This is a genomic window from Ralstonia sp. UNC404CL21Col, assembly GCF_000620465.1.
Lineage (GTDB): Bacteria > Pseudomonadota > Gammaproteobacteria > Burkholderiales > Burkholderiaceae > Ralstonia > Ralstonia flatus.
This window is the reverse complement of record NZ_JIBE01000004.1, coordinates 1090628-1103465: the sequence shown is the minus strand read 5'-3', so window position 1 is coordinate 1103465 and position 12838 is coordinate 1090628. Positions and strand designations below refer to the sequence as shown.

The window sequence follows — 12838 nt, the reverse complement described above, 5'->3', positions numbered from 1 at the left end:
CGATTCACGGAGGGTTGCGATGAACACTCACACCACGGAGTTCCAACGCGCTGCGAGCCTGTTGCATCCGGGCGGCAATCCCATCCGCCTCAATACAGGCGACTTCGTTGCGGTCGATCGCCGCCAGGATGCCAAGTACGAAGCAACCTATCGCCCACAGGCGCTATACAGCCGCGCCGACGAAGGCTTTGCCGCCAACAACGAAGCCTTCCTGCTGCATGAGGTCGCCACCAACCGGCCGATCTATCTGGAAGACACCGGCCCGACCGATTTCCATCTGCATCTGCCGCCGGGCGCGTTTCAGTTCGTGCTGGTCACCTCGGGCGTATTTACGTTCGACTACGATGGCCGACTGCATTATGTCGGCCCCGGTTCGGTGATCCTGCAAAGCGCGATCGTGCATCGGCAGCTTTTCTACACATGGTCGGGCCTGTCGACCGAGGACAACCTCAGCACGCCGCAAACCGTGGTGCCCGACGCACTTTCCATGGGGTGCTCGGGCAAGTTTCTCGAAGCGTTCATCACCGATCCGACGACGTTTCCCAACCCGACGATCGTGCCGTCGGCGCTGATCGATGAAGCCGAGACGCCGCGCATCGCCTGGAGTCATCCGGCGCATGACCGGCCGGCCGGTGCTGACTTCTGGGTGCAAGACCCGCTGGAGTTGCATGCGCTGTACAAGCCGCTGGCTGGCGATTCCATCCAATCGCCCGGACCGGTCTACGTGCGCGACACCGGCATCGAAGCACCCAGCGGCCAGCTCGTGACGGGACACATCATTGCCACCGACCCGCGCGGCCAGTCGAGCCTGCCCAAGAGCCAGGCAGGCGTGTTGGACGCGGCGTCCTTCTCGAAAGGCGAGGTGGTCATTTACCGCGTCATTCGCGGCACGGCCGAATTCAAGGACGGCGCGGGCAATACGCTTGAGCTGGCCGCCGGCGACGTGGTGACGGCAGGCCAGCATTCGGTCAGGCTCGTCGGCATGGGTGAAGACACGCAGATCCTCCGGCTCGGCCTGCTGAACAACATCGAAAAGCTGCGCAGCTGGACGCGCACGCAATGCGACGAGATCGACGGCCTGGCGGGCCGCATCATCAACAGGACGGAGACGCGCCCGCAGCGGACCGAAGGTAAGCCGGTCGGGTATCTCTACGAAACCGTCGCGGCATCCAACGGGAACACCGGCCGCTTGAGCGTGGCAAACGGAAAGCGGGTGTAGTCGGAACTCGTCACGCCGCCGCCGTCACACTCCACCACGGCCTTGGCAATCGGCACGAACACGGGCCGGCAATACATGCGCGACTTCAACAGCACGAAGCGCGCGGCATGTGGGTCCACGCCGATGTGCGTGAAGATGCCGAGGTCCCAATGCTCCTGCGGCGTCTCCGTGACGACGATCTGCGCGGCGCCGATGTCGAGCAGCGCCGTGCGGCCCATGCGGATGCGCTGGCCCGTATAGGTCGGCCCCGTGATGGTGTATTCGCCGTCGCTGATGGCGACAACCTTGCCCGTCAGCGCGCGCGGCACGGGGTAGATGCCGAGCTGCACGAGCGGCACCTTGTCGCCCACCGGCAGCGTGACCGTGGCACCCTCGCCCGCCTCGATCATCGCCGCGACGGCTTCCGGGTCGCACACCGGCCCGACAGCGATGCCGCTCAAGCCTTGCTCCAACGCTTCGTGCAGGACGTGCATGTCGTCGCACGTGCCGCCCGACATGCAGTTGTCGCCGTGGTCGAGCAGCAGCACGGGGCCGCTGCCCGGGGCATCGGCCAACTTGGCCGCACGCGCGATCGATTCGGTCAACGGTTCAGAGCGGTAGACGAACCCTTCGCGATCAGCCCAGATGGCATCGGCAATGCGTTGCGCTGCAGCGTCGGCGGCATGTTTGTCGCCGTTGCCGACCACCACGACGGAAAGGCACGGCGCGGCAATGTCGGCCAGCCCGAATCCGGCCAGGACGGACACGGCCAGCATGCCGTCGTTCTCGGCCTGTTTGGCGAGCGCCACGGCGCGGTGCATCGCGCCTTCGTCGGTGCGGCTGCGCAGGGTGTGCGTCACCATCGGCAGGCGGCGCCACGCGAGCACGGGGTTCGCGCGGCCGGCCAGCTTGTCGAACAGCAGGCGGCCGGCGTGCTCGCCGGTTTCGTACATGTCAACGTGCGGATACGTCTTGAAACTGACGGCGATGTCGGCCAAGTCGATGAACTTCTGCGTGAGATTGCCGTGCAGATCCAGCGCGACGGCAATCGGCACATCGGGCACTACCGCGCGCAGACGTTCGAGCAGATCGCCTTCGCCGTCGTCGCTGTTCTCCGCGACCATCGCGCCGTGCAGGTCAAGCAACAGCGCATCGCACCCCGGCGCCGCCGCGACGATGGCGTCGCACAACGTTGTGTACGCCTCGGCAGCGACGCGTCCGCTGGGGTTCGCTCCGGCCACGACGGGCACGACGATTTCCGCGCCGGCCGCCTCAGCCAGATCGATGAACGCACCGGCCGCCGTGCGCGTGCCCTTGGCGGCACGGTACGCGTCGGCGCCGTAGTGCGGATGGAACGATGCCAGCGGCGTCGGCACCGGCGAGAACGTATTCGTCTCGTGATTGAAGCGGGCGATCAGGATGCGCATGAGCGGTCGGGGGATGGTGTCAAACGCGGCCAGCGGCCTGCAGCATTGCGTGCAGCAGCACATTGGCCCCGGCTTCCAGATGTTCGGGGCGGGCGTCTTCGATCTCGTTGTGGCTGATGCCGTCCTTGCACGGCACGAAGATCATCGCGGTGGGGGCCACGCGCGCCAGATAGACCGCGTCATGGCCTGCGCCGCTGATCACGTCCATCTCCGACAACCCCAATTGCCGCGCGCCGCTGCGCACCGCGTTCACCAGCGTGGCGTCAAACGGCTGCGGCGGGAAGTAGACGACCTGGCGCAATGCGATGTCGATGCCGCTGCGTGTGCGCAACTCCGCCACTGCGTCATGCAGTGCCGCATCCATGTCGGACAACATCGCGTCGTCGGCCGCGCGAAAGTCGATCGTCATCGAAACCTGGCCCGGAATTACGTTGCGCGAATCCGGATGCACGCTCAGGCAGCCCACCGTGGCGCGCGCATGCGGCGGGCGCTCGAGCGCGATGCGGTTGGCAATGCCGACGAGTTCTGCGGCTGGCAGCAACGCATCGCGGCGCAGCTCCATCGGCGTGGGGCCGGCGTGCGCTTCCATGCCGGTCAAGACCACGTCGTACCAGCGCTGGCCGAGCGCGCCCGTCACCACGCCGATGGTCGTGGCGTGTGCCTCCAGCACCGGCCCCTGTTCGATATGCGCTTCGAAGTAGGCGCCGACGGCTCGGCCGCCAACAGGCTCACTCCCCGCGTAGCCGATGCTGCGCAGCGCCTCGCCCACGGCCACGCCGTCGCGGTCCTGCGCGGCCAGCACGGCGTCCAGCGCAAACTCGCCGATGAACGCGCCGGAGCCCATCATCACCGGCACGAAGCGCGAACCTTCTTCGTTGGTCCACACGGCCACTTCGATGGGCGCTTCCGTTTCGATGCCCGCATCGTTGAGCGCGCGCACGACCTCGATGCCCGCGAACACGCCGTAGTTGCCGTCGAACTTGCCGCCGGTCGGCTGCGTGTCGATATGGCTGCCGGTCATGACGGGCGGCAGCGCGTTGTTGCGTCCCGGCCGGCGCGCGAAGAGGTTGCCGATGGCGTCCACACGCACGGTGCAGCCCCCGGCTTCGGCCTGTGCAACGAAGAAATCGCGGCCTTGCCGGTCGAGATCGGTCAACGCGAGGCGGCGCACGCCGCCCTTGGGCGTGGCGCCGATGCGCGCCTGCTGCATGAGCGTGTCCCACAGGCGCGCGCCGTTGATGCGCAAAGTGGTATCGAGTTGGGTGGTCGTCATGATGTGTACGTTTAAGCGGCCAGGCCGACGCCAAGGTAGCGGTCCTTGATGGCGTCGTCGGCGCGGAAGGCTTCGTTGGTGCCGGTGTAGACCACGCGGCCCTGTTCGATGATCACGTGGCGATCGGCGAGCTGCGTGCAGACTTCGAGGTTCTGTTCGACGAGCAGGATGGATACGCCCGCCTGCTTGATGACCTTCAGCTGCGCGACGATCTCTTCCACGATGACGGGCGCCAGACCTTCGACCGGTTCGTCGAGCATCAGCAGGCGCGGGTGGTTCATCAGCGCGCGCCCGATGGCGAGCATCTGCTGCTCGCCGCCGGAGAGGTTGGCGCCGCCGTTGCGCCGCCGCTCATGCAGGCGCGGGAAGATGCGATAGATGTCGGCCAGCTGCCACGGAGAATCCCGCCGCGCGCCGAGCTTCAGGTTTTCCTCCACCGTCAGCAGCTTGAAGATGCCGCGATGCTCCGGCACCAGGCACAGGCCCTGCGCGGCAATGCGGTGCGGAGCCTGCCCGGCGATGTCCTTGCCGCGAAAGCGCACCTGCCCGCCGCGCGGCGTCACCACGCCGGCAATCGTCTTCAGGGTGGTCGATTTTCCGGCGCCATTGCGGCCGAGCAGCGTCACGAGTTCGCCCTCGCCCACCGATAGCGCCACGCCCTGCAGCACGTGGCTCTTGCCGTAATAGCCGTGGAGGTCTGCAACGTCGAGGATCGCCGTCGTCGTCATTTCTTGCCTCCCGTAATCATGTTGCCGAGATACGCGGCGCGCACGCGCGGGTCCGACCGCACGGTGTCGGGCGTGCCCTCCATGAGCACCTTGCCCTGCTGCATGACGGTGATCGTGTCGGAGATGTCCATCACGATGTCCATGTTGTGTTCGATCAGCACGACCGTGTGGTCCTGCGCCAGGCCGCGAATGAGCGCCTTCATGGCGGGCAGGTCGTCCACGCCCATGCCGGAGGTGGGTTCGTCCAGGAAGATCGCTCGCGGGTTGGCGGCCAGGGCCATGCCGACTTCCAACCGCCGCTGCTGACCATGCGAGAGCGCAGCCGCCGGCGTGTCGGCCAGGCGCGGCAATTCAAGGCGATCGAGCACGCGGTCGACCGTGTCGGTGCAGGCCAGATCGCCCTGGGGCAGGCGCCAACCGTGCATTGCCCGGCGCGGCGTGGTACCGAGTGCGGCCAAGCGCAGGTTCTCGCGCACGGACAGGCTCGGGAACAGGCTCGTCACCTGGAACGAACGTGCGATGCCGCGCTGCACGCGCTGGTAGTCGGCTTCACGCGTCACGTCGTGGCCATCGAAGACGATGGTGCCGCTGGTGATCATGCGCGTGCCCGTGAGCATGTGGAACAGCGTGGTCTTGCCCGCGCCGTTGGGCCCGATGACGGAGTGGACCGTGCCGGGCATCACACGCAAGTCAACGCCGCCCAGTGCGGTGAACTTGCCGTACTGCTTGACGATGCCGGTGGCCTGGAGGATGGGCGTGGTGGTCATGCGCGCTCCTCCTGCACCGCCGGTGCGTGACGCGGCGCGCGCACGCGCTGCCACAGCTTCTGCCCAAGCCCGAACAGCCCGCGCTGCATGAACAGGCTCACCGCAATCAACAGGAAGCCCAGCAGCATCAGCCAGCGCGGCCACAGGCTCGAGAGCCAGTCCGACAGCAACACATAGAAGGCTGCGCCCAACACCGAGGCAAACACGTTACCCGTGCCGCCGATAACGGTCATCACCAGAATCATCTCGCTGACGTGGTAGTCGATATTGGCCAGCGGTGCGATGCCCGTGAGCATGGCGTGCAAGGCGCCCGCCAGCCCCGTCACCGCACCGGAGATGACAAACGCGAGCAGCTTGAAGGCGCGCACGTTGTAGCCGACGGCGAGCGCACGTTCTTCGTTGTCGCGAATGGCCAGCAGCGTGCGGCCAAACACCGATTCCGTCACACGCTGCACGAGGAAAAACACGACGAGGAACAGCGCCGCGACAAACGCGTAGAACGCCCACGGCGACGCCGCAAACGCCGGACGCGGAATGTCCAGCAGGCCGTTGTCTCCGCCTGTGAGCGACGGCGTGGTGTAGGCCAGGAAATAGAACATCTGGGAGAAAGCCAGCGTCAGCATGACGAAGTACGTGCCGCGCTGGCGGATGGCAAACCAGCCGACCACCGCCGCCGCGACCGCGCCCACCACCACGGCCAGGACAAGCGCCACCGGCATCGGCAACGCCAGTTGTGTGAGGCCAATGCCCGCGGCGTAGCTGCCGAGCCCGAAGAAGATGCCTTGCCCGAACGACAGCAGCCCCGTGTAGCCGAGCAGCACGTTGCAGGCCATCACGGCCATCGCGTAGACGAGTACTTCGGTGGCTAACGTGCCGGACCTCAGCACCAGCGGCAGCAGCAACGTCACGCCCAGCGCCAGCCACCAGAAGCGATGACGCGAAATTCCATGGAATGCGGCTTGCATCATCCCCTCCCCAGCAGGCCGTGCGGGCGCAGCAGCAGCACGGCCGCCATCGCCACGTAGATCATCAGCCGTGCGCCCTCGGGCCACAGCGTGCTCATCAGGCTCTGCACGATGCCGACCAGCAGGCCGCCGACCAGCGCCCCCGCAAAGCTGCCCATGCCGCCCACCACCACAACCACGAAGGCGACGCCGAGGGCCTCCACGCCCATGAAAGGCTCCGCGCCGCGAATGGGCGCCGCCAGCACACCGGCCACCGCTGCCGTCGCCGCGCCCAGTGCAAACATCAAGCTGAACAGGCGGAACACGTTGATGCCGAGCAGCGAGACCATCTCGGTCGATTCACTGCCCGCGCGCACCGCGCTGCCCAGGCGCGTGCCCTCCAGCAGCCACCACAGCGCGAGCGCCAGCACGGCTGTAAAACCGATGACGAACAGGCGGTATTTCGGGTAGACGAAATCGCCCCACATCACCACGCCCTGCAAGGCCTCGGGTGCCGGTACATCCACGCCCAGCGGCCCCCACGCCACGATGATGAGTTCCTGCACGACCAGGGCCAGACCCACGGTGACGAGGATGTGGAATTCGTGCGCCTGCGCGTAGACGTGGCGCAGCAGCACTTTCTCCGTCACCCACGCCAGCGCGCCGATGACGATGGGCGCAAGCACGAGCGCCAGCCAAAAATCCATGCCCATCTGCAGGGCCTGGAAGCAGAGATACGCACCCAGCGCATAAAACGCGCCGTGGGCGAAATTGACGAAGCGCAACAGCCCGAAGATGATCGACAGCCCCACCGCCAGCAGGAAGTAGAGCATGCCGATCCCCACGCCGTTGACGACCTGGAGCAGGTAGACGTTCATTGGAGTCGCATACGAAAGGACAACTGCGTCGCGATGAGCCCGCGACGCGCGTAGCACATCAGGCCAGCTTGCACTGCGTCTGTTCGACCGGCAGGAAGGCCTTGCCGACGGCGACCACTTCGGCGAAGTCGTCCTTGTCCTTCATGCGGTTCTTGGGCTTGCCCTTGAGCAGGTAGTAGTTCTTGAGCACCTGGTGGTCGGCCGCGCGAATTTCTTCGGGGCCCGTCAGGCCGTCGTACTTCATGCCCTGCAGCGCGGCAATCACGGCCTTCGGATCGGCGCTGCCGGCCTTGGCCATCGCGTCGAGCAGGATCTTGGTGCAGGTATACGAGCCGGCCAGGCTGTAGTTCGGGTTGGTCTTGAACGCGGCCTGTGTGCGCTTGACCAGATCGCGGTTGGCAGGCGTATCGACGTCGTGCCAGTACTGCGCGCCGAAGTACACGCCATCGCACAGGTCGGCGCCGAGCGATTCGAACTGCTCCAGGCCAGACGCCCACGCCACCAGGATCGTCGTGTTCTTCTTCATGCCGAAGCTCACCGCCTGGCGCAGCGTGTCGGACGATTGCGAGCCGAAGTTCAGGATCAGCAGCACGTCGGGCTTGGCAGCCATCGCGTTGGTCAGGTAGCCGCTGAATTCCTTCTCGGTGAGCGCGTGATAGCTGTTGCCCACATGCTCGATGCCCTTTTCCTTGAAGATGTTCTTGGCCGCCGACAGCAACCCGTCGCCAAACACGTATTGCGGCGTGATGGTGTACCAGCGCTTGGCCTTGGGCATCGATTCGATCAGCGGGCGCACGGTGCGCTCGATGGCGCCGTATGTGGGCACCGACCAGCGGAAGGTCGCGCGGTTGCAGTCCTTGCCGGTAATTTCATCGGCGCCCGCGGTCGTGATGAACACCCCGCCAAACTTCTCGGCCTCCTTGCCCATCGCGAGCGACTCGGACGACAGGATGCCGCCCGCGAAGTAGCGCGCGTTCTTCTGCTGCGCGAGTTCCTGGACCTTGCGCACGGCCGTGGCCGGCTTGCCTTCGGTGTCGAGCACGCTGTACGCCAGCGGCCGGCCCAGCACCTTGCCGTATTGCTCCACGGCCAGTTTCATGCCCAGGTCGGCGAATTTGCCGTTGGCGGCAAACGGGCCGGACATCGGCACCGGACAGCCCAGTTCGATGGCATCGGCAGCCCACGCAGAACGGGCCTGCAGCAGCGACGCGGGCACGGCGGACAGCGCCGCCAGTTTGAGCAAATCTCGACGATTCAAAGCGCACTCCTCAAGTTCGTGTGAATACAGAACAGCGCTCGGAGCCACCACCGGCGGCAGCTTCCTCCTAGCCTTGACCGGCGAGGTTTTCGCCGACCATCACGCCGAGCAAGAACCAGACCAGTTTTTTATATTTGTTATGATAAATAGGCGAAATCATCATAGAAGCCGCATCGGCGATGCGTCAACGGCAAAGGCGTCGGTGTTTACTCCAAGGTGTGCGACACGGCCGCCCCGCACGACGATGTGGAAAACCGGTGCGCACGCGCGATTGCGGGGCACACATGCACCACGCCGGCCAGTCGGCACGACGCGGCCCCGCAGTTAGAATGCGCGCTATAAGGAACGGACATCCATGGCCACACTCGGAGCAGGCAAGACGGCGTCGATCGGCATCCGCAAGCAAAAGCGCGCCGACCTCGTTGCCGAAGAACTCAAGCGGCTGATCACGCAGCGCAACCTCAAGCCCGGCGACAAGCTCCCGCAGGAGGTCAAGCTGCAAGAGACCTTCGGGGTCAGCAAGGGCACCATCCGCGAAGCGCTCAAGTCGTTGGAGGTGCAGGGGCTGGTGAGTGTGAGCACGGGGCCCGCCGGCGGCGGCACCATCGTCGAGGTACCGTTGGACCGCACGTTCCAGCTCATGCAGAACTATCTGTTCTTCAAGGACATCGGCATTGCAGACGTCTACACCGTGCGGTGTCTGCTTGAGCCTGAACTGGCCGCGGGCGCGGTGCCGCATCTGACCGAAGACGATTTCCGCGCGCTCGAGCACACCATCGACCTGTGCGACCCAGCGTCGACCAAAGCCGCGGCGCCGCTCGACCAGCGCCAGGAAGACCTGAGCTTTCACGACATCCTGGCCGCGGCCAATCCCAACCCGATGCTGCGGTTCTGCTGCGAGCTGATCAACGAGATGATTCGGCAGCTTGTGGTGTTCGGCAACGAAACCTCGCCGAAGGACCACGCGAAGTTCGGCGCCTCCAACGTGAAGTTCCACCGGCAGATTCTGGATGCGGCCCGCGCGCGCGACGCCGACACCGTGCGTGCACTCATGAGTACGCACATGGACGACTGCACGCATCACGTCACGCGTATGAAGGGCCGCGTGCACGGCCGCCTCGTGCTTGACTCAGAGATGCCGCGCCGCCATCGGCCGCTGATCGACGATCACGACGACAGCGACCACAGCGACCACAGCGAAGACCGCGCGTGACGGTTCAGTAAGTCTTGTAGGGCAGGAACTTGCCGCTCATGACGATGCGCACGCGATCGCCCTTGGGGTCGGGCTCGCGCTGGAGGTCCATGTTGAAGTCGATGGCGCTCATGATGCCGTCGCCGAACTCTTCGTGGATCAGCGCCTTGAATGTCGTGCCGTACACGCTGATGAGTTCATAGAAACGGTAGATCAGCGGATCCGTCGGCACGGCCGTCGGCAGCGAGCCTTTGTACGGCGGCACCTGCAGCAGCGCGACGGCCTCTTCCGACAAGTCCAATGCCGCGCCCACGGCCTTGGCCTGTGCTTCCGTCAACGTCATCTGACCGAGCAACGCAGCAGTGCTCCACTCCTTGCTGTGACCAATCACCTCGGCCAACTGGGCCCAGCTCAACTGCTTCTTGATCTTCTGCAGGACGATCATTTCCGTCACATCTTCGCGTTGCATATCGGCACCTCCGGTGGGTTGAGGAAACGGCGCGCAGCATGAGCAAGGTCGATGCCATGCATGCAACGCGGCGCCCGTGGCGACGCTTGCGCCCGATGTAAAAATTTCCGCATCGCAACATCCGTCCGGCAACCGTTTCAACGCGTTGCGGATAGGTGTCGAACTAGGGCAAACCCCGAGATTGACAGCGCTGTCAATTGTGGCCATTCTTGCGTCCGTCGGCACGCCACACGATTCCGAAGAGAACGCTGACACCGCTGTCATGCATGGCAGCCGGTCCAATATCAGGAGACAGTCCATGGAGCTTGAAGCCGCACGTCCGGCCGCACGTCGTCAATCCCGCAACACGCGCTTTGGTCAACGCGTCGGCGCGTCGGCCATTGCAGCCGCCGTACTCGCGCTGGGCGCAGGCAGTGCCCACGCGTATGACATCACCACCAGCCCGTATCTGACCGGCGACTGGGGTGGCCTGCGAACCCGTCTGGCCGAACAGGGCGTGACCTTCAACCTCGGCTACGGCAGCGAAGTTGCGCACAACTTCAGCGGCGGTACCGAACATCTCACGCGCTACACCGATCAATGGGTCATCGGTACGGCGCTGGACCTGCAGAAACTTGTCGGCTGGCAGGGCGCCACGTTCCAGGCCACCGTCACCGATCGCAACGGCCGCAACCTCGGCAGCGACGCGAACATCGGCAACAACATGCTGATCCAGGAAGTCTATGGCCGCGGTCAGACCTGGCACCTGACGCAGTTCTGGCTGAACCAGAAGCTGCTCAACGACCGCCTGGAAATCAAGGCGGGCCGCGTGACGGTGGGTGAAGACTTCTTCTCGTTCTCGTGCGATTTCCAGAACCTGACGTTCTGCGGCTCGCAACCGGGCAACCTGGTGGGCGGCTACTGGGTGAACTGGCCGACCAGCCAGTGGGGCGCACGCGCCAAGGTGCACACCTCGGCCGAAACCTATGCACAGATCGGCGTGTACCAGGTCAACCCGAACTACGTGGATGACGGCTGGGCCCGCCGCAACGGCTGGAAGCTGAACAACCCCGGCGGCACCACCGGCGCGCTGATTCCGCTGGAATTCGGCTGGATGCCCACCATCGAGGGCCGCCCGGGCACGTACCGCGCAGGCGTCTGGTACAACACCTCGAACGGCAAAGATCTGTACGAAGACGTGAACGGCAACGCGCGCGGCATCACCGGCCTGGACGCCAAGCAGCGCAACGGCCAGTACGGCGTCTACCTGAACCTGCAGCAGCAGATCACGGGGGCGCCCGACGGACGCGGCGCCACGGTGTTCCTGAACTTCTCGCAGGCGGATCGCAACACCGCGCAGACCGATCACCAGATCTCGGTGGGCGTGCAGTACAAGGGACCGTTCGATCGCCTGTCCGACACCGTCGGCTTTGCCGTGGGTGCCACGCACAATAACGGCCGCTATGCCGACTTTGTCCGTCAGACAAATGCTCGCACCGGCGCCAATACCGTGGTGGGTGACGGCTACGAATACGTGAGCGAGCTGTATTACAGCTGGTCGCCGGTGAAGTCTGTGTACTTCCGTCCTAATCTGCAGTACATCCTTCATCCGGGTGGCACTTCGCAAAACAAGAATGCCTTCGTCGTCGGCCTGAAGACCGGCGTCACGTTCTAAGAACGCACTTGCGCACAATAGGAGACCTTTCATGATTTCCCGCGTACTGAACACGCTCGCCGCTGCGGCGGTCCTGACCTTCGCCGCCACCTCGGCCCATGCCAGCAAGGAAGCGCCGGTCATCGGCTTCTCGATCGACGACCTGCGCGTGGAGCGCTGGACGCACGACCGCGATTACTTCATCGAATCGGCCAAGAAGCTGGGCGCGACCGTCAACGTGCAGTCGGCCAACGCCAACGAAGCCAAGCAGATCGCCCAGATCGAAAACCTGATCGCCCAGAACGTTGACGTGCTCGTGATCGTGCCGTTCAACTCCAAGGTGCTGGGCAACGCCATTGCCAGCGCCAAGAAGAAAGGCATCAAGGTGGTGTCGTATGACCGCCTGATCCTGAACGCCGACATCGACGGCTACGTGACCTTCGACAACGTGAAGGTGGGCGAGCTGCAGGCGCAGGGCGTGGTCAAGCTCGCACCGAAGGGCAATTACTTCCTGCTGGGCGGCGCGGCGACCGACAACAACGCACGCCTGCTGCGCGAAGGCCAGATGAAGGTGCTCAAGCCGTACGTCGACAAGGGCGACATCAAGATCGTCGGCGAGCAGTGGACGCCGGAGTGGGACCCCTCCAAGGCGCAGAACATTGTTGAGAACGCGCTGACCGCGAACAACAACAACATCCAGGGCATCGTTGCCTCCAACGACGGCACGGCCGGCGGCGCGATCCAGGCGCTGGCACGCCAGAAGCTGGCGGGCAAGGTGCCGGTGTCGGGCCAGGACGCTGACTTGGCCGCCGTGAAGCGCGTGGCAGAAGGCACGCAGGCCATGACGGTGTACAAGCCGATCAAGCAGATCGCCGCCACCGCCGCCGAGATGGCCGTCGACCTCGTGAAGGGCACGGCGCCGAAGTTCAACACCAAGCTGAACAACGGCAAGAAGGATGTCGACACCGTGTTGCTGACCCCGACGCTGCTGACCAAGGACAACCTGGACAGCACCGTCGTCAAGGATGGCTTCTATACGCATCAGCAGATCTTCGGCAAGTAAGCCGCCGA

The 12838-nt window shown here is 64.9% G+C and carries 12 protein-coding genes; 4 read left to right on the top strand and 8 right to left on the bottom strand.

Annotation, left to right across the window (positions count from 1 at the left end; all coding sequences use genetic code 11):
• Positions 1–19 precede the first annotated feature (19 nt).
• Positions 20–1219: a hypothetical protein gene (locus tag N511_RS24195; protein WP_197032049.1), complete on the top strand. Its 1200-nt coding sequence runs from the start codon at positions 20–22 to the stop codon at positions 1217–1219.
• On the opposite strand, the gene N511_RS0112990 is transcribed toward N511_RS24195, so the two are convergent.
• Genes N511_RS0112990 through N511_RS0112960 form a run of 7 tightly spaced genes read right to left on the bottom strand, consistent with a single transcriptional unit; the run spans position 1150 to position 8473 of the window.
• On the bottom strand, positions 1150–2625 hold the full coding sequence (locus N511_RS0112990; protein WP_027679699.1) for a M81 family metallopeptidase: 1476 nt from the start codon (positions 2623–2625) through the stop codon (positions 1150–1152). The two genes, N511_RS24195 and N511_RS0112990, sit on opposite strands and share 70 nt — an antisense overlap.
• Before the next feature lie 19 nt (positions 2626–2644).
• Entirely contained in the window at positions 2645–3898 is a 1254-nt protein-coding gene (locus N511_RS0112985) for a Zn-dependent hydrolase (protein WP_027679698.1), read from the bottom strand.
• 11 nt (positions 3899–3909) lie between these two features.
• The gene (locus N511_RS0112980; protein WP_027679697.1) at positions 3910–4626 is read right to left on the bottom strand and encodes an ABC transporter ATP-binding protein; all 717 of its coding nucleotides are present in this window, start codon (positions 4624–4626) and stop codon (positions 3910–3912) included.
• Positions 4623–5393 (bottom strand): ABC transporter ATP-binding protein, encoded by a 771-nt coding sequence (locus tag N511_RS0112975; RefSeq protein WP_027679696.1) that lies wholly within the window; start codon positions 5391–5393, stop codon positions 4623–4625. Before N511_RS0112975 ends, N511_RS0112980 begins: the two co-directional genes overlap by 4 nt.
• A complete protein-coding gene (locus tag N511_RS0112970) occupies positions 5390–6358 on the bottom strand; it encodes a branched-chain amino acid ABC transporter permease (RefSeq protein WP_027679695.1) in 969 nt (322 codons plus the stop codon). The genes N511_RS0112975 and N511_RS0112970 overlap by 4 nt, the downstream gene beginning before the upstream one ends.
• Positions 6358–7215 carry a branched-chain amino acid ABC transporter permease gene (locus N511_RS0112965; protein WP_027679694.1) on the bottom strand — a complete coding sequence of 286 codons (858 nt, stop codon included), beginning with the start codon at positions 7213–7215 and terminating at the stop codon, positions 6358–6360. Before N511_RS0112965 ends, N511_RS0112970 begins: the two co-directional genes overlap by 1 nt.
• A gap of 58 nt (positions 7216–7273) precedes the next feature.
• Positions 7274–8473: an ABC transporter substrate-binding protein gene (locus N511_RS0112960; protein ID WP_027679693.1), complete on the bottom strand. Its 1200-nt coding sequence runs from the start codon at positions 8471–8473 to the stop codon at positions 7274–7276.
• Between the two features lie 355 nt (positions 8474–8828).
• Between N511_RS0112960 and N511_RS0112955 the strand changes: the two genes are divergently transcribed.
• Positions 8829–9686 carry a FadR/GntR family transcriptional regulator gene (locus N511_RS0112955; protein ID WP_027679692.1) on the top strand — a complete coding sequence of 286 codons (858 nt, stop codon included), beginning with the start codon at positions 8829–8831 and terminating at the stop codon, positions 9684–9686.
• A gap of 4 nt (positions 9687–9690) precedes the next feature.
• Here the strand turns inward: N511_RS0112955 and cynS are convergent, their stop codons facing one another.
• Positions 9691–10134 (bottom strand): cyanase, encoded by a 444-nt coding sequence (gene cynS, locus N511_RS0112950; RefSeq protein WP_027679691.1) that lies wholly within the window; start codon positions 10132–10134, stop codon positions 9691–9693.
• A gap of 298 nt (positions 10135–10432) precedes the next feature.
• Between cynS and N511_RS0112945 the strand changes: the two genes are divergently transcribed.
• Positions 10433–11788, top strand: coding sequence for a carbohydrate porin (locus N511_RS0112945; protein WP_027679690.1), 1356 nt, complete (start codon positions 10433–10435; stop codon positions 11786–11788).
• Positions 11789–11819: 31 nt separating this feature from the next.
• Positions 11820–12830, top strand: a complete 1011-nt coding sequence (gene xylF / locus N511_RS0112940; protein WP_027679689.1) for a D-xylose ABC transporter substrate-binding protein — start codon at positions 11820–11822, stop codon at positions 12828–12830.
• The last annotated feature ends 8 nt before the right edge of the window (positions 12831–12838 follow it).

Excerpts from the sequence above, each read along its gene's own strand:
- N511_RS0112980 (WP_027679697.1), bottom strand. The coding sequence starts at position 4,626 with ATGACGACGACGGCGATCCTCGACGTTGCAGACCTCCACGGCTATTAC.
- N511_RS24195 (WP_197032049.1), top strand. The coding sequence starts at position 20 with ATGAACACTCACACCACGGAGTTCCAACGCGCTGCGAGCCTGTTGCAT.
- N511_RS0112955 (WP_027679692.1), top strand. The coding sequence starts at position 8,829 with ATGGCCACACTCGGAGCAGGCAAGACGGCGTCGATCGGCATCCGCAAG.
- N511_RS0112975 (WP_027679696.1), bottom strand. The coding sequence starts at position 5,393 with ATGACCACCACGCCCATCCTCCAGGCCACCGGCATCGTCAAGCAGTAC.
- N511_RS0112990 (WP_027679699.1), bottom strand. The coding sequence starts at position 2,625 with ATGCGCATCCTGATCGCCCGCTTCAATCACGAGACGAATACGTTCTCG.
- N511_RS0112970 (WP_027679695.1), bottom strand. The coding sequence starts at position 6,358 with ATGCAAGCCGCATTCCATGGAATTTCGCGTCATCGCTTCTGGTGGCTG.
- N511_RS0112985 (WP_027679698.1), bottom strand. The coding sequence starts at position 3,898 with ATGACGACCACCCAACTCGATACCACTTTGCGCATCAACGGCGCGCGC.
- N511_RS0112965 (WP_027679694.1), bottom strand. The coding sequence starts at position 7,215 with ATGAACGTCTACCTGCTCCAGGTCGTCAACGGCGTGGGGATCGGCATG.
- N511_RS0112945 (WP_027679690.1), top strand. The coding sequence starts at position 10,433 with ATGGAGCTTGAAGCCGCACGTCCGGCCGCACGTCGTCAATCCCGCAAC.
- cynS (WP_027679691.1), bottom strand. The coding sequence starts at position 10,134 with ATGCAACGCGAAGATGTGACGGAAATGATCGTCCTGCAGAAGATCAAG.
- xylF (WP_027679689.1), top strand. The coding sequence starts at position 11,820 with ATGATTTCCCGCGTACTGAACACGCTCGCCGCTGCGGCGGTCCTGACC.